Source organism: Streptococcus lactarius, from assembly GCF_016642265.1.
Taxonomy (GTDB): Bacteria; Bacillota; Bacilli; order Lactobacillales; family Streptococcaceae; genus Streptococcus; species Streptococcus lactarius.
In genome coordinates this window covers 1-16,990 of record NZ_MRXX01000004.1, presented here as the reverse complement: position 1 = coordinate 16,990, position 16,990 = coordinate 1, and the positions used below count along the sequence as shown (strand labels likewise).

The window sequence follows — 16,990 nt, the reverse complement described above, 5'->3', positions numbered from 1 at the left end:
AAGGTGTGTTATTCTATTCATAAGATGGAAAAATTTGAAAAACTAGCAATAAAAGATATTCGAACCAATCCTTTTCAACCAAGAAAAGTATTTGATAAAGAAAAATTAGAAGAACTGGCCCACTCCATTAAAGAAAATGGATTAATCCAACCCATTGTTGTCAGAAAATCTCCAATTATCGGTTTTGAACTGCTTGCAGGTGAGAGACGGTTTAGAGCTTCAAAAATAGCGGGATTAGAGGTTATTCCTGCTATCATAAAAGAATTAACTGATCAAGAAATGATGCAACAAGCCATTATTGAAAATTTACAGAGAGAAGACCTTAATCCCATTGAAGAAGCTCTATCTTATCAGAAGTTAGTTGAAAATGGTTATAAGCATGATCAAATTGCTCAATTTATGGGAAAATCTAGACCTTATATTAGCAATATGCTTCGCTTATTACAACTAACACCCGCTATTCAAGAAGCTGTTATTCAAAATGATATTTCTTCAGCTCACGCGCGTGTTCTCGTTCCTCTTGATGAAAAAGAGCAAAATTATTGGCTTGAAAAAATAAAACAAGAGCACTTAAATGTTCGGATATTAGAAAATAAGATCAGCTCTAAAAGAAAGTTAAAAAATCAACCAGCAAAAGAATCTTTTCTAACTGAAGAAGAAAAGAACTTAAAGAAATTACTGGGGACAGAAGTTAAAATTCACTCCTCAGCCTCAAATAAGGGAAGTATCCAAATTTTCTTTTCAAATCTTGATGAATACCAACGAATTATCAACAGTCTGAAATAAGGCTGTTATTTTTATTTTCTGTATTGACAAACTTTTCCACTAACGAATCGTCTCTGAAATAGAGAAAAATCAACACATGAAACTAGTTATCCCCATGTTGTGGAAAACTTTTGAAAACATTGGGGATTGGTTTTCACAATATGTGGATAACTAAAAAATAATCTCCTTTTGTTCTAAAATTCAGCCTGTGGAAAACTATTATTTTTTATGGTAGAATAAGGGTACGTATGATTTGATTGATTTCAAGAAAAGGAGGGAAGTTTTAGTGACAAAAGAAGAACAATTTTGGTCTCGCTTTTTAGAATTAGCCCAATTACAGTTAAAAGATAGTGCCTATGACTTTTTTGTTGCAGATTCAAAATTAGTTAAAGTCGATGGAGATACAGCTACTATTTATCTTGATGGAAACTATAAGGAATTATTTTGGGAAACAAATCTAAAAAATGCCTTAATCACGGCTGGCTTTGAAATCTATAATACAGATTTGAAGTTTCATTTTGTTTTTGAAGATCTTCCCAATAGTCATCACAAGGATTCTAGGAACTCTTCTCTAAATAGTTCAAGTAGTTCCGCAACTGAGCCATTGCCTAAAATTGAGACTGGACTAAAAGCAAAGTATACCTTCGATAATTTTGTGCAAGGGGATGGAAATATTTGGGCCAAGGCAGCGGCATTGGCAGTTTCTGAAAACCTTGCAACAACCTACAACCCTCTTTTTATCTATGGTGGACCAGGGCTCGGAAAGACTCACTTGCTAAACGCAATTGGAAATCAAATTCTGGAAAATATCCCCAATGCGCGAGTGAAGTATGTCCCAGCCGAAACCTTTATTAATGAATTTTTAGAACACCTACGATTGGGAGAAATGAAGACTTTCAAGAATACCTATCGTAGTCTCGATCTCTTACTGATTGATGATATTCAATCGCTTGGTGGAAAAAAAGTGACCACCCAAGAGGAGTTCTTTAACACCTTTAATGCCCTTCATAGCGACAACAAACAAATTGTTCTAACAAGTGACCGAAGTCCAGATCATCTGGATAGTCTTGAAGAGCGGTTGGTTACGCGTTTCAAATGGGGATTAACGCAAAATATAACACCCCCTGATTTTGAAACCCGTATTGCTATCTTACGGAATAAGAGTGAAGATCTAGACTATATTTTTCCTAACGATACGCTAGAATACCTAGCTGGTCAATTCGATTCAAACGTTCGAGACTTAGAAGGAGCCTTGAATGATATCTCATTGATGGCCAAAGTGAAAAAATTAAAAGAGATCACCATTGATGTTGCTGCAGAAGCTATTCGAGCTCGTAAAAATGACAATACCCAGATGCTCGTCATCCCAATTGAGAAAATTCAGGATGCTGTGGGGGCCTTCTATGGAGTGAGTGTAAAAGAAATGAAAGGCTCTAGACGAGTTCAAAATATCGTCCTAGCAAGACAAGTTGCCATGTACCTTTCAAGAGAGATGACGGATAACTCACTGCCTCGAATTGGAAAAGAATTTGGTGGAAAAGACCACACAACTGTCATCCATGCTTATGAAAAAATAAAAAGTATGGTAGAAACAGACGATAATCTACGACTTGAAATTCAAAGTATCAAGAAAAAATTGAATTAACCTGTTTATAACTCTTTGAAAACTTTAAGGGGTTATACACAATTTTTAAACAAGTAACTTATCTAGTTTTAGAAAGCATCCAGATAGTTTTCCACAACTTCCACACAATCTACTATTACTATTAACTTACTAATCATAAAATAAATAAAAGGAATAACCATGATTAATTTTTCTATTAACAAAACTTTATTTTTGCAAGCACTTAGTACAACCAAAAGAGCAATCAGTTCAAAAAATGCTATCCCCATTCTATCCACCATTAAAATTGATGTTACTCCTGAAGGAGTAGCCTTATCTGGATCTAATGGGCAAATTTCAATTGAAAATTTCATCTCCATCAAAGATGAGAATGCTGGCTTATTGGTAACTTCTTCAGGTTCTATCTTATTAGAAGCTACCTTCTTTATCAATGTCATTTCAAGTTTACCAGATGTTACGGTAGACTTTAAAGAAATTGAGCAAAAACAAGTCCTATTAACCAGTGGAAAATCAGAAATTACTCTTAAAGGAAAAGATGCAGATCAATATCCACGGATCCAAGAAATGGCTGCAAGTAATCCATTGGTTTTGGAAACAAAATTATTAAAACAATTAATTAATGAAACAGCATTTGCGGCAAGTGTACAAGAAAGTCGTCCAATTTTGACAGGTGTTCACTTTGTTTTATCAGAAAATAAAGAATTAAAAACAGTGGCAACTGATTCTCACCGAATGAGTCAAAAAGTGATGACACTTGATAAAAATGGGGATAACTTTGATGTTGTGATCCCAAGTCGTTCTCTTCGTGAGTTTACTTCTGTTTTTTCAGATGATATTGAAACAGTTGAAGTGTTCTTTGCCAATAATCAAATTCTCTTTAGAAGTGAACATATTAGTTTCTATACCCGTTTACTAGAGGGTAATTACCCTGACACAGATCGTTTAATTCCAACAGAATTCAACACAGAAGCAACTTTCAATGTGGCCAACCTTCGATTTGCGATGGAACGCGCCCGTCTTCTCTCGAACGCTACTCAAAACGGAACGGTAAAATTGGAATTCAAGAATGGAATTGTTTCTTCCCACGTTCATTCACCAGAAGTTGGACGGGTAAACGAAGAAATTGATACGAGTGCTGTTGCAGGAGAGGACTTGTCCATTAGCTTTAATCCGACTTACTTGATTGAAGCGCTCAAAGCTATCGACAGTGAACAAGTTGTGATTCGCTTTATTTCTTCTGTTAGACCATTTACCTTGGTTCCAGAAGGAAATGAACAAGGATTTATTCAATTGATTACGCCAGTTCGCACAAATTAAAAAGGTGAATCATGTATACATTAGGTGATTTTGTAGAAATGAAAAAGCCTCATGCTTGCATAATAAAGGAGACAGGCAAAAAGGCAAATCGTTGGCAAATTACGCGACTTGGTGCAGATATAAAAATTAAATGTAGTAACTGTGATCATGTGGTCATGATGAGTCGCCATGATTTTGAACAGAAAATGAAGAAAGTATTATAAAAGGTTCAGTCACTTATGTGGCCGAACCTTTTCAATTATTTTAATTCTTCAAATTTTCCATTTTTAACTTCTTTGAAACCACTTTGTTTCATCATATCAAAAGTTGATTTGTAGCTGATATAGTCAACTTTTTTATCTTTTTGTGTCGCTACTAATTTCTTTTCAATTAGCTGATCTAAGTCTGCCTTTTCATAATTTAGAGTTGTTTTTTCGACCATATAATCATCTTTGTATTCAGCAGAATGTGTGAATCCTTTGACATCTTTGTATTCTTCGTCATATTTATCGATCATTTCCTTTAATTGATCTTTCGTAACCCCTGCCTCTTTGTAATAAATAGTAGTGGTAGTTTGGTTACTGATCGCTTTATCACCTTTATGTTCTAGTGTAATCCGAACGTCTGTTTTCTTTTCTTGGTTGATTCCTTGAAGATAGGATTTTTGAACAGATTGTTGTCCACAAGCTCCAAGAAGAAAGAGTGTAAAAATAGCGATTAAAGAAAGGAAAATAGATTTCCATGTTTGTTTTTTCATCTAAAAAATTCCTTTGTTAGTTGTTAAATAGAGTATACCATATTTATCTTTTTAGAACGTTACAGTTTGATGAAAAAATCTAGTTTCAAAGGTCATGAAATATTTCATTTTTCATCACTTGTCTTTTGAATTATGTTATAATAAAAAAGATTGAAATGAAAACGGAGAATTAAAAATTATGGCTTTAACAGCAGGTATCGTGGGTTTGCCAAACGTTGGTAAATCAACCTTATTTAACGCAATTACAAAAGCAGGAGCAGAGGCCGCAAACTATCCCTTTGCGACCATTGATCCAAACGTCGGTATGGTAGAAGTTCCTGATGAACGCCTCCAAAAATTGACTGAAATGATCACTCCTAAAAAGACAGTTCCAACAACCTTTGAATTCACAGATATTGCTGGAATTGTAAAAGGTGCATCAAAAGGAGAAGGTCTTGGAAATAAATTCTTGGCCAACATCCGTGAAGTGGATGCCATTGTCCATGTAGTTCGTGCTTTTAATGATGAAAATGTCATGCGTGAACAAGGTCGTGAAGATGCTTTTGTAGATCCACTTGCAGATATTGATACGATTAATTTGGAGTTGATTTTAGCAGATTTAGAATCTATCAATAAACGATACGCGCGTGTGGAAAAAATAGCCCGTACACAAAAGGATAAGGATTCGGTTGCAGAATTTAACGTTCTTCAAAAAATCAAACCAGTTCTGGAAGACGGAAAATCAGCTCGAACTATTGAATTTACAGAAGAAGAACAAAAAGTGGTGAAAGGACTTTTCCTTTTGACTACCAAACCAGTTCTTTATGTGGCTAATGTCGATGAAGATGTGGTTGCAGATCCAGATTCTATCGAGTATGTCAAACAAATTCGTGAATTTGCAACGACAGAAAATGCAGAGGTAGTGGTGATTTCTGCGCGTGCAGAGGAAGAAATATCTGAACTAGATGATGCGGATAAACAAGAATTTTTAGAGGCGATTGGCCTAACAGAGTCTGGAGTTGATAAACTCACGCGTGCAGCTTACCATTTACTAGGACTTGGAACTTACTTCACAGCTGGTGAAAAAGAAGTACGTGCTTGGACTTTTAAACGTGGTATGAAAGCTCCTCAAGCAGCTGGTATCATCCACTCTGATTTTGAAAAAGGATTTATTCGTGCAGTGACTATGTCTTATGATGATTTGGTGAAATACGGATCTGAAAAGGCTGTAAAAGAAGCTGGACGCTTACGAGAAGAAGGAAAAGAATATGTTGTCCAAGATGGGGACATCATGGAATTCCGTTTCAATGTTTAAGAAAGTTAAAAATATATAAAGGTTGGAAAAAATATTTCCAACCCTTTTAGCGTTTTTGAAAGGAAAATAAATGACAAAATTATTAGTAGGATTAGGAAATCCCGGTGATAAATATTTTGAGACACGACACAATGTTGGTTTTATGGTAGTTGATCAAATGGCAAAGTCTTTAAATCTTACTTTCTCCCATGATAAGATTTTTCAAGCTGATATTGCCTCAACATTTTTAAATGGCGAAAAGGTCTATTTTGTAAAGCCAACCACTTTCATGAATGAGAGTGGAAAAGCAGTCCATGCCCTTCTGACTTATTATGGTCTGGATATTGAAGATCTTTTGGTTATTTATGATGATTTAGATATGGAAGTTGGCAAGATTCGTCTTCGAGCTAAAGGATCTGCCGGTGGTCATAACGGAATCAAATCGATTATCAATCATATTGGAACTCAGACTTTTTATCGAATTAAGATTGGCATTGGAAGACCTAAGCAGGGCATGTCAGTTGTTCATCATGTCTTAGGAAAATTTGATAAAGACGATTACATCACGATTCTACAAACAATCGATCGAGTAGAAGAAGCGATTAACGATTACTTGGTAGAAGAAAATTTTGAAAGAAGCATGCAGAAATACAACGGGTAAGTAGATGAATGTCATTGATTTAGTGATTCAAAACTCCGACCTTCTATCCTGGCAACAAGGATTACAGAAAAACAATAGAGAGTTAATTTTAGGATTATCTGCGACTACTAAGGCTATTGTGATGGCTTCCGCTTTTGATTCTATTGAAAAAGCAGTCCTCATAACCTCTAGTTATAACGAAGCGGAACGATTGGCTAGTGATTTTATTGCTTTACTTGGAGAGGACAAAGTCCATACATTTTTGGGAGATGATAACCCTTTAGCAGAATTTGTTTTTGCTTCACAAGAAAGGCAATTTGCACGATTAGAGGCTTTGAACTTTTTATGTCAAGAGGATCGTCAAGGTATCCTTGTGACCAATGTGAGTGGTATCAAACTACTATTACCTTCTCCTAAAGTTTTTGCATCTAGCATTTTTCAATTGAAGGTTGGTCAAGAAATCGACCTAACTACTTTGAGTGAAACCTTACAGAAAATTGGCTACCAAAAGGTGATCCAGGTTTTGCAACAAGGAGAATTCAGTCTAAGAGGAGATATTTTAGATATCTTTGAGATTGAACAACTCCAACCCTACCGGGTTGAATTTTTTGGAGATGAGATTGATGGGATTCGAATCTTTGACCCAGAAAGCCAGCGTTCTGTTGAAAATGTCGAAGAAGTTCAACTGAAAGCAGTGAGTGATCTATTATTGCAAGAGGAAGATTTTATCCGGGGTCAAAAGCAACTTGAACAATTGCAAGAGCAGACAGCAAATGAAGCATTTAAGTCTTATCTAGCAGAAATCCTAGGAGATATTTCTCAAAAGCAAGTCCATCCGGATCTTAGAAAATTTATTAGTTTCTTTTATGAGAAACAATATACATTATTTGATTATCTTCCTAAACATACTCCAGTCTTTTTAGATGATTATCAAAAAATAGTAGATCAAATAGCAAGATTTGACCTAGATGTAGCTAATCTCTTGACAGAAGATTTACATAAAAATCGAGCCTCTTCTCGTCAAGTGTATTTTGCAGATACTAGTACCATATTACGAAAATATACACCTGCAACTTATTTTTCAAACTTTCAAAAAGGCTTGGGAAATCTGAAGTTTGATCATTTGTATCAGTTTAATCAATACCCAATGCAGGAGTTTTTTGGGCAATTTGATTTGCTAAAAGAGGAAATTGAACGGTATCAGAAATCAAACTATACTGTCATTATCCAAGCAACTTCTCATCACAATCTTCAGCAACTCCATAAAAATATAGAAGAGTATGAAATTCGACTAGATTATATTGATGGTGATTCAATCATTCCTCAAGCTAGTCAATTAATTGTTGGAGGACTGGCTCACGGTTTCCAATTTGTTGATGAAAAAATTGTCTATATTACAGAGTCAGAGATCTACCAGAAGAAAATTAAGCGAAAGATTCGCAGACAAACCATTTCCAATGCCGAACGTTTGAAAAATTATAATGAACTAGAAAAAGGCGACTATGTTGTTCATCAAGTTCATGGTATTGGTCAATATTTGGGAATTGAAACGATTGAAATTTCGGGTGTCCATCGTGATTATGTCTCCATTCAATATCAAAATGGAGATCGCATCTCGATTCCTGTCGATCAGATTCAGATGTTGTCCAAATACGTTGCAAGTGATGGAAAAACGCCAAAAATTAACAAATTAAACGATGGTCGTTTCCAAAAAACGAAGCAAAAGGTTCAGACCCAGGTGGAGGATATTGCGGATGATTTGATAAAACTCTATGCAGAGCGTAGTCAATTAGAAGGTTTTGCTTATTCTTCAGATGATGAAAATCAAGAAGCTTTTGAACAAGATTTTCCATATATTGAAACAGATGGTCAGTTGCGCTCCATTGAAGAAATCAAAAAAGATATGGAATCGAATCGTCCGATGGACCGACTGCTGGTTGGAGACGTCGGTTTTGGGAAAACAGAGGTTGCTATGCGAGCCGCCTTTAAGGCAGTAAATGATCATAAACAAGTAGCAGTGCTGGTTCCTACGACTGTTCTTGCCCAACAACATTATGCCAATTTTAAGGAGCGTTTTGAAGCTTTTGCGGTAGAAGTTGCTGTTTTAAGTCGTTTCCAGAGTAAAGCAGAGCAGAAGGAAACGCTTGAAAAATTGAAAAAAGGACGAGTGGATATTATTATTGGAACTCACCGGTTATTGTCTAAAGATGTCGTCTTTTCAGACTTGGGCTTGATTGTGATCGATGAAGAGCAACGTTTTGGAGTAAAGCACAAAGAAACCTTGAAAGAATTGAAAAAAAAGGTGGATGTGCTTACCTTGACAGCTACCCCTATTCCTCGGACGCTCCATATGTCTATGCTAGGAATTCGAGATTTGTCTGTCATTGAAACACCTCCAACTAATCGGTATCCTGTGCAAACTTTTGTATTAGAGACCAATCCAACTATTATTCGAGATGCTGTGTTGCGGGAGATAGATCGTGGAGGTCAAGTGTACTATCTTTACAACAAGGTAGATACGATTGAGCAAAAAGTATCCGAGTTAAAAGAGTTGATTCCAGAGGCTTCGATTGGCTTTGTTCATGGCCAAATGAGTGAAGTTCGCCTGGAAAATACCTTGTTGGATTTCATTAATGGCGAATACGATGTCTTAGTGACGACAACCATTATTGAGACAGGTGTGGATATTCCAAATGCTAATACACTCTTTATTGAAAATGCGGATCATATGGGACTTTCAACTCTTTATCAACTAAGAGGTCGTGTGGGACGAAGCAACCGAATCGCTTATGCTTATTTGATGTATCGTCCAGACAAATCTCTTACAGAAGTGTCTGAAAAACGTTTAGAAGCTATTAAAGGTTTTACTGAGTTGGGGTCTGGATTTAAAATTGCTATGCGAGATTTATCGATCCGTGGAGCAGGAAATATTTTGGGGGCTTCTCAATCTGGTTTCATCGATTCAGTTGGTTTTGAAATGTATTCTCAATTGTTAGAAGAAGCTATTGCTAAGAAACAAGGCCAAGAGCATCGCAGGCAAAAGAGTAATGCAGAGTTGAACCTTCAAATAGATGCTTATTTACCTAATGAATATATTTCAGATCAACGTCAAAAAATTGAAATTTACAAACAAATTCGTGAAATGAATTCTGCGAGTGACTATGAATACTTGCAAGATGAATTGATTGATCGTTTTGGAGAATACCCAGATGTTGTCGCCTATCTACTTGAAATTGGTTTAGTGAAAGTATACTTGGATCAAGTCTTTGTCCGTCTTGTTGAGAGAAAACAACAAAAATTGACAGTGAAATTTGAACCTATTGCCAAACAACTGTTTTTAACACAGGATTATTTCAAAGCTCTGTCAATGACACAGTTGAAGGCACAGATTGCTGAAGAAAAGGGATTAATTGAAGTAATCTTTGATATTCGAAACAAGAAAGATTTTGAAATTTTAGAAGCTCTGAAGCAATTTGGTCAAACCTTATTGGAAATTAAACAGGAAAAAGAAGAGAACTAGCAGTTCTTAGCTCATTTTTCGCATTTTATGTATAAAAAATGATACAATACTATGTTAGAGGTGACAGTATGAGATTAGATAAATATTTAAAAGTTTCTCGCATTATTAAGCGTCGCCCTGTTGCAAAGGAAGTTGCAGATAAAGGGCGGATCAAAGTCAATGGAGTATTAGCCAAAAGTTCAACGGATTTGAAAGTGAATGATCAAATTGAAGTTCGTTTTGGAAATAAAGTATTGACGGTTAAAGTCTTGGAAATGTTGGATAGTACCAAAAAAGAAGATGCATCCAAAATGTACGAAATCATTAGTGAAACAAGGATAGAAGAAGATGTCTAAAAATATCGTTCAAATGAACAATAAGTATATCAAAGACGAAAGTCAGCGAAAACGTTTTTTAGAAGAAGAAAGAAAAAAACGCAATCGTTTTATGGGACTCGTCTTGATATTGGTCATGTTACTGTTTATTCTTCCAACTTATAATTTAGCTCAGAGCTATCAATCGCTACAAGATAAAAAAGAACAATACAAACAGTTGGAAAAAGAGTATAAAGAGACAAGTGAACAAAAAGAATACCAACAAGACATCGCTAAAAAATTAAAAGATGATGATTACGCAACAAAATATGCACGCGCCAAGTATTCTTTTTCAAAAGATGGTGAATATGTTTATACCATCCCAGATTTACTCCCCCAATAACCGATGGAAAATATTTTACAAACAGTTAAACAATTTCTTGAATTTTCGGATGAAAAATTAGAGGAATTAAAAAAGAAAAACCAAATGATCAAACTTCAAAAGGATGAAAAGGAAAGGAATACAGGTGTCTAAACGATTTCTGCTCCTATTGTTAGTTCCAATTTTATTTATTGGGTCTCAAGCAGCGAGTGTTGAGCAGTCTGAGTCTTCTCAGACAATGGCTCATCCATCAGAACTTTATTTTTCTTCAATTCCAGCAAACCCTAATGTCTATCGCAAAATTTCTATTTTCTCTGATCCTCAGTTGAAAAAAATACAAGGAGAAATTTTTCCAAATTCACCGTTTACAATCGAACAACTCTTTGTAAACGATGAAGGGAAAGCTGTATTTAAAATAGCAGAGAAAGGGTATATATTAGCAGATTCTTCTGTCATTTTTTCTGATGTTGTACAAGAAACACAAGAAAAAAAACAGGACATGTGGCTAAAACCTGGTTTTAAAGTGTACGACCGCCCCTTAATAAATGGTGCAAAAGAAAAAAATACACCTCTTTCTCCTTATACACAAGTGACAGTCTTACGTACAGCTAAGACTTTACGAGATGAGTTTGTGGAGATTGAAGGTCAGGGTTGGGTTGCTAAAACATTTGTAACTGAAAAAGATAACCGGATGGAAAAGGTTCAAGAATTGCTCAATAGTAAATACAATTCTCCTTCTTATGGAATCTATGTAAAACAATTAGCTACTGGAAATACAGCTGGAATCAATCCACAAAAAGAAATGTATTCTGCTAGTGTAACGAAATTACCCTACTTGTACTATGTTCAAGAACAGCTCAATAAAAAGGCAATTTCTCCAACGACAACCTATAAATATATTCCAGAAGTTAATCATTTCAAGGGTAGTTATGAGCCAGAAGGAAGTGGGAGCCTTTCAAAAACACCAGATGGAAAGGATTATAGTGTTCAAGAATTAGAAGATAAAATTGCTAAAGAGTCTGATAATGTTGGTCATAATATTTTAAATTATTATGTTACTCACCAATCAGATCAAGATTTTCAAAAAACACTGGATAAAATCGCTAAGAAACATTGGGATGTAGAGAAAAGAGATGCCTCTGCTGAAATGGCAGGAAATGTGATGGAAGCTGTCTATCAACAAAATGGTTCCATTATTGAAGCACTGTCCTCCACAAAATTTGATCACCAACGCATTGCGCGTGATCTTCCAGTAAAGGTTGCTCATAAGATTGGAGATGCCTATGATTTTAGAAATGATGTTGCCATTGTGTACACGAACTCTCCATATGTGATCGCTATTTTTACGGATCATTCCGATTATGAAACAATTTCCAAAATTTCAAAAGACGTCTATGAGGTACTGAAATAATGGAAGAGCAATTTTTAGAGTTTTGTGAAAAAAACAATCTGTTTACGCACCATCGCCGTGTTTTAGTTGCCTTATCTGGTGGATTAGATTCAATGAATCTATATGAACTTTTATATAAGAATAAAGAACGATTGAAAATCCAACTGGTACTCGCTCACGTCAATCATGGACAAAGATCTGAATCAAATATTGAAGAAAGAGAGCTACAAGCATTCGCTAAAAATAAAAATACAAAACTTTATGTAGCTCATTACTCAGGAGATTTTACAGAGGCAAAAGCACGCACCTTTCGGTATGATTTTTTTAAAGAAATCATGGAAAAGGAAAATTGTACAGCCTTGGTGACAGGTCACCAGGCAAATGATCAAGCCGAAACAACCTTCATGCGCTTGATACGAGGAGCAAGATTACGTCACTTGAGTGGCATTTCTGTACGCCAACCATTTGGAAAGGGTGAGTTACTTCGCCCTTTATTAGCTTTTACAAAAAATGAATTGATGAAAATTCCTCACTTTGAAGATCGTAGTAATCACTCGCAGGACTATTTTCGTAATCGTGTACGCAATCAATACCTTCCTGCATTAGAGATAGAAAATCCAAAAGTACAAGAAAGTTTTCGTTTTCTAGCAGAAGAAGTAACTCAGTGGCATCACGCACTAAAAGAATTGACTAGGGACTTAACTATTCAAGATTTAGCTTCTTTTAGAACCTACTCCTCTTCAGTACAATCATTTTTATTAGAAGAGTATCTAGCACAATTTCCAGATTTACAACTTGGGAAAGCTCAGTTTCAAGAATTATTAGCGCAATTGAGAAAGAAAAGAAATACCATTCATTATCTAAAGGCAAATTATGAAGTGCATCAAGAATATGATTTCTTTGAAATTCGAAAAATCAGTCAAAAGTCGGATGACCAATCTCTTCCTTTTTTGTTAGAATATGGAAATATCTTTGAAATTGCAAACTACAGACTGTCTTTTGGACAACCATTAGAAGGAAAAAAAGTAGAAATTATTTCTGTATCACGAGAAACTCCTCTCCTAATTCGAAAAAGAAAAGAAGGAGATTGGTTGCTTCTCAATGGTCACCGTCAAAAATTAAGACGATGGTTTATCAATCATAAGATTCCAATTTCAGTTCGTCAAGAAGCTTGTATTATAGAACAAAAGGATAAAATTCTTTCTGTTCTAGGATTGGTAACGAGTGATTTGAGTAAGCCTTCAAAAAATGATATAATGAAAGATAGTCTTTATATTCAAAAATTAGATAGGTAAACATATGTTAGAAAAAGATATCAAGAAAGTGTTGGTTTCACATGATGAAATTGTGAAAGCAGCAAAAACACTAGGTGAAACCTTAACAAAAGAGTACCAAGGAAAAAATCCTATTTTTGTTGGCATTTTAAAGGGTTCTGTTCCATTTATGGCGGAGTTGATTAACCATGTAGATACGCATATTGAGTTAGATTTTATGTTGGTTTCAAGCTACCACGGTGGTACAGAAAGTTCGGGCGTTATTAATATTATCAAGGATATCGACCAAGATATTTCAGGTAGAGATATTTTATTTGTGGAAGATATTATTGATACAGGTAAAACGTTGAAGAGCCTCAAAGAACTCTTTGAAGAACGAAATGCAGCATCTGTGAAGATTGCGACCTTACTAGATAAACCAGAAGGACGTTTGGTTGAAATTGAAGCGGATTACACTTGTTTTACGATTCCAAATGAGTTTGTTGTTGGCTATGGTTTAGACTATAATGAAAATTATCGTAATCTACCATATGTTGGTGTATTAAAAGAAAAAGTGTACTCAAAATAGAGGAGACTAAATGAATAACAGAAATAATAATGGTTTTGTCCGAAATCCTTTTCTGTATTTGTTGATTATTGTAGCAGCTGTGACAGGATTCCAGTACTTTTTTGCAGGGAATGGAGCTGGTCAAAGTCAACAGATCAACTATACAGAATTGGTCAAGGAAATTAAAAATAATAATGTAAAAAATATCAGTTACCAACCAAATGGCAGTGTTATTGAAGTTGCAGGAACCTACAATAAAGCAAAAGAATCAAAAGAAGACACCGGAATCCAATTCTTTACTCCACGTGCTCAAAAAGTTTCTCGCTTTAGCAGTGTCATTCTTCCATCTGATATCACTGTCAATGAATTGCAAAAATTAGCAGCTGATCACAAAGCAGAAATCACTATCAAACATGAAAGTTCAAGTGGGATGTGGATTACCATTCTGACTTCAATTGTTCCATTTGTGATTGTCATGTTCTTCTTCTTCTCCATGATGAACCAAGGAGGAGGCGGTGGCGCCCGCGGTGCCATGAACTTTGGTCGTAACAAAGCGCGTGCAACCAATAAAGAAGATATCAAGGTTCGTTTTTCAGATGTAGCAGGAGCTGAAGAAGAAAAACAAGAACTGGTTGAAGTGGTTGAATTCTTAAAAGATCCAAAACGCTTTACTAAATTGGGAGCAAGGATTCCAGCAGGTGTGCTTCTTGAAGGTCCTCCGGGAACTGGTAAAACCCTTCTAGCAAAAGCAGTAGCTGGAGAAGCTGGAGTCCCATTCTTTAGTATCTCTGGTTCTGACTTTGTTGAAATGTTTGTTGGTGTCGGAGCTAGTCGTGTTCGTTCACTTTTTGAAGATGCTAAAAAAGCAGCCCCAGCCATCATCTTCATCGATGAAATTGATGCTGTTGGACGTCAACGTGGTATCGGTCTTGGTGGCGGAAATGATGAGCGGGAACAAACCCTCAACCAACTCTTGATTGAGATGGATGGTTTTGAAGGTAATGAAGGAATCATCGTGATCGCAGCGACTAACCGTTCTGATGTCCTAGATCCAGCCCTTCTTCGTCCTGGCCGTTTTGACCGTAAAGTATTGGTGGGACGTCCAGATGTGAAAGGTCGTGAAGCGATTCTTCGAGTTCACGCTAAGAATAAACCACTGGCTCAAGATGTGGACTTAAAATTGGTTGCTCAACAAACACCAGGATTTGTTGGTGCTGATCTTGAAAATGTTTTGAACGAAGCAGCCTTGGTTGCAGCTCGTCGCAATAAAAAAGTGATTGATGCTGCTGATATCGATGAAGCAGAAGATCGTGTGATTGCAGGACCATCTAAGAAAGATCGAACTATTTCACAAAAAGAACGTGAAATGGTTGCTTATCATGAAGCTGGTCATACGATCGTTGGTCTTGTCTTATCAAATGCTCGTGTGGTTCATAAAGTTACCATTGTTCCACGTGGTCGCGCAGGCGGTTACATGATTGCCCTTCCTAAAGAAGATCAAATGTTACTTTCTAAAGAAGATATGAAAGAACAATTAGCAGGGCTCATGGGAGGACGTGTTGCAGAAGAAATTATTTTCAATTCACAAACAACAGGTGCTTCAAATGACTTTGAACAAGCCACTCAAATGGCGCGAGCAATGGTCACAGAATATGGAATGAGTGAAAAACTTGGACCTGTTCAATATGAAGGAAATCATGCCATGTTTGGTGCTCAAAGCCCACAAAAAATGATTTCAGAACGTACTGCCTACGAAATTGATGAAGAAGTCCGTGGTCTCTTGAATGAAGCGCGTAATAAAGCGGCAGAAATTATCCAAGGAAATAGAGAAACGCATAAACTAATTGCAGAAGCTCTGTTGAAATATGAAACATTGGATAGTGTTCAAATTAAATCATTGTATGAAACAGGAAAAATGCCCGAAAATTCAGAGCATGAATTAGAAGAGGAAGCAAAACCTCTATCATATGATGAAATCAAGTCAAAATTAGAAGAAAATAACTAAATATAAAAAATCTTAGTATGTTTCTAGTAGAGGTTGGATACTTTTTAGTTCCAACCTTTTTTGTTTAAAGTATTGACATAATGGAATAATCCTGTATAATAGAATATGTTGTAAAAATGGTCCGTTGGTCAAGGGGTTAAGACACCGCCTTTTCACGGCGGTAACACGGGTTCGAATCCCGTACGGACTATAATGAAACTGTCACGGAGTGGCAGTTTTTTTCTATTTGGTAAGATACCTCGAAAAAAATGACCAAATAGTTTAAAAAACGTACAGAATAGAAAAAAGCTCCAAAAAGTCTCCTATCTTTTATAAAATACAATTAAAAGAAAAGGAGAACATATGGAATTCAATAAAATGTATCAAAAAGTTAAATTTATCGTACGAAAATGTGAAAAAGAGTATTACATTCAATTGTGGGAAAAAGATGATTGGGAACAAGAAGGGCAATTAACCTTGTTTGAACTCTATCAAAAAAATCCAGAAATTGAAACAAACGAAGAAATGCTCTATACATATTTCAAAACAAAATTCAGAAATCATGTAAAAGATAAGTTAAGACAACAAGAAAGTGATAAACGAAAATTAAACAAGCTTCCTTATGTTGAAATTGGTGAAATCAGTCATAGAATTTCATCTAGACAAATGTATCTAGATGAACTAGTCGTTCTAAAAGACACATTAAAAAAATTTAAAGAAAAGTTAAAACCAGAAGAGAAACTTCAATATGAAGCACTAATGAGTAATAAACGTTGTTTAGGAAAAAGCAAAATGAAGAAAAAATTGGAAACCTATTTAAAGGATTTTAAAGATTCAATCTAAATGTGAACTTGCGTCCAAATAACTCAATCCCCCAACAAAATAAAAAAACTTAGAAAAAAGTATTGACAGAATAGAAATGGCGTGATATACTAATATAGTTGTCGCAAGAGAGCGACAAAGACCTTTGAAAACTGAACAAGACGAACCAATGTGCAGGGCACTATAACGGAAGTTATAGTACTGAACAATAAAAAAACAATAAATCTGTCAGTGACAGAATGAGTTTAAGACAAACAATTATTTTAATGAGAGTTTGATCCTGGCTCAGGATGAACGCTGGCGGCGTGCCTAATACATGCAAGTAGAACGCTGAAGGAAGGAGCTTGCTCTTTCCGGATGAGTTGCGAACGGGTGAGTAACGCGTAGGTAACCTGCCTCTTAGCGGGGGATAACTATTGGAAA

At 35.7% G+C, this 16,990-nt stretch carries 16 protein-coding genes, 1 tRNA gene and 1 rRNA gene; 17 read left to right on the top strand and 1 reads right to left on the bottom strand.

What is annotated here, in order from left to right; all coding sequences use genetic code 11:
- Positions 1-24: 24 nt before the first annotated feature.
- The 4 genes from BTU61_RS03435 to BTU61_RS03420 all read left to right on the top strand — a co-directional run bounded on the left by BTU61_RS03435 (position 25) and on the right by BTU61_RS03420 (position 3,909).
- Entirely contained in the window at positions 25-786 is a 762-nt protein-coding gene (locus BTU61_RS03435; protein ID WP_187538550.1) for a ParB/RepB/Spo0J family partition protein, read from the top strand.
- Between the two features lie 265 nt (positions 787-1,051).
- Complete coding sequence (gene dnaA, locus BTU61_RS03430) at positions 1,052-2,410, top strand: chromosomal replication initiator protein DnaA (protein WP_200772343.1); 1,359 nt, start codon at positions 1,052-1,054, stop codon at positions 2,408-2,410.
- Positions 2,411-2,569: 159 nt separating this feature from the next.
- Positions 2,570-3,706 (top strand): DNA polymerase III subunit beta, encoded by a 1,137-nt coding sequence (dnaN, locus tag BTU61_RS03425; protein WP_200772342.1) that lies wholly within the window; start codon positions 2,570-2,572, stop codon positions 3,704-3,706.
- Positions 3,707-3,717: 11 nt separating this feature from the next.
- Positions 3,718-3,909 carry a DUF951 domain-containing protein gene (locus tag BTU61_RS03420; RefSeq protein WP_200772341.1) on the top strand — a complete coding sequence of 64 codons (192 nt, stop codon included), beginning with the start codon at positions 3,718-3,720 and terminating at the stop codon, positions 3,907-3,909.
- Positions 3,910-3,944: 35 nt separating this feature from the next.
- On the opposite strand, the gene BTU61_RS03415 is transcribed toward BTU61_RS03420, so the two are convergent.
- Entirely contained in the window at positions 3,945-4,442 is a 498-nt protein-coding gene (locus BTU61_RS03415; RefSeq protein WP_200772340.1) for a DUF1307 domain-containing protein, read from the bottom strand.
- 178 nt (positions 4,443-4,620) lie between these two features.
- Between BTU61_RS03415 and ychF the strand changes: the two genes are divergently transcribed.
- From ychF to BTU61_RS03355, 13 genes are all read left to right on the top strand, one after another.
- Positions 4,621-5,736: a redox-regulated ATPase YchF gene (gene ychF, locus BTU61_RS03410; RefSeq protein WP_200772339.1), complete on the top strand. Its 1,116-nt coding sequence runs from the start codon at positions 4,621-4,623 to the stop codon at positions 5,734-5,736.
- A 70-nt stretch (positions 5,737-5,806) separates the two neighbouring features.
- A complete protein-coding gene (gene pth / locus BTU61_RS03405; RefSeq protein ID WP_200772338.1) occupies positions 5,807-6,376 on the top strand; it encodes an aminoacyl-tRNA hydrolase in 570 nt (189 codons plus the stop codon).
- 4 nt (positions 6,377-6,380) lie between these two features.
- Positions 6,381-9,875, top strand: a complete 3,495-nt coding sequence (mfd, locus tag BTU61_RS03400; protein WP_200772337.1) for a transcription-repair coupling factor — start codon at positions 6,381-6,383, stop codon at positions 9,873-9,875.
- A 68-nt stretch (positions 9,876-9,943) separates the two neighbouring features.
- Positions 9,944-10,210: an RNA-binding S4 domain-containing protein gene (locus tag BTU61_RS03395; RefSeq protein ID WP_155127523.1), complete on the top strand. Its 267-nt coding sequence runs from the start codon at positions 9,944-9,946 to the stop codon at positions 10,208-10,210.
- Positions 10,203-10,571 carry an FtsB family cell division protein gene (locus tag BTU61_RS03390; protein WP_155127526.1) on the top strand — a complete coding sequence of 123 codons (369 nt, stop codon included), beginning with the start codon at positions 10,203-10,205 and terminating at the stop codon, positions 10,569-10,571. Before BTU61_RS03395 ends, BTU61_RS03390 begins: the two co-directional genes overlap by 8 nt.
- Before the next feature lie 3 nt (positions 10,572-10,574).
- Positions 10,575-10,703 carry an SP_0009 family protein gene (locus tag BTU61_RS10310; protein WP_003009253.1) on the top strand — a complete coding sequence of 43 codons (129 nt, stop codon included), beginning with the start codon at positions 10,575-10,577 and terminating at the stop codon, positions 10,701-10,703.
- The gene (locus BTU61_RS03385) at positions 10,675-11,961 is read left to right on the top strand and encodes a serine hydrolase (protein ID WP_200772336.1); all 1,287 of its coding nucleotides are present in this window, start codon (positions 10,675-10,677) and stop codon (positions 11,959-11,961) included. Before BTU61_RS10310 ends, BTU61_RS03385 begins: the two co-directional genes overlap by 29 nt.
- Positions 11,961-13,235, top strand: a complete 1,275-nt coding sequence (gene tilS, locus BTU61_RS03380; RefSeq protein ID WP_200772335.1) for a tRNA lysidine(34) synthetase TilS — start codon at positions 11,961-11,963, stop codon at positions 13,233-13,235. The genes BTU61_RS03385 and tilS overlap by 1 nt, the downstream gene beginning before the upstream one ends.
- 4 nt (positions 13,236-13,239) lie before the next feature.
- Complete coding sequence (hpt, locus tag BTU61_RS03375; protein WP_200772334.1) at positions 13,240-13,782, top strand: hypoxanthine phosphoribosyltransferase; 543 nt, start codon at positions 13,240-13,242, stop codon at positions 13,780-13,782.
- Between the two features lie 10 nt (positions 13,783-13,792).
- Complete coding sequence (gene ftsH, locus BTU61_RS03370; RefSeq protein ID WP_187538574.1) at positions 13,793-15,766, top strand: ATP-dependent zinc metalloprotease FtsH; 1,974 nt, start codon at positions 13,793-13,795, stop codon at positions 15,764-15,766.
- Between the two features lie 118 nt (positions 15,767-15,884).
- Positions 15,885-15,956 (top strand) — tRNA-Glu (locus BTU61_RS03365).
- 152 nt (positions 15,957-16,108) lie between these two features.
- A complete protein-coding gene (locus tag BTU61_RS03360; RefSeq protein WP_200772333.1) occupies positions 16,109-16,588 on the top strand; it encodes a sigma-70 family RNA polymerase sigma factor in 480 nt (159 codons plus the stop codon).
- Positions 16,589-16,829: 241 nt separating this feature from the next.
- A 16S ribosomal RNA gene (locus tag BTU61_RS03355) occupies positions 16,830-16,990 on the top strand; the annotation flags it as partial.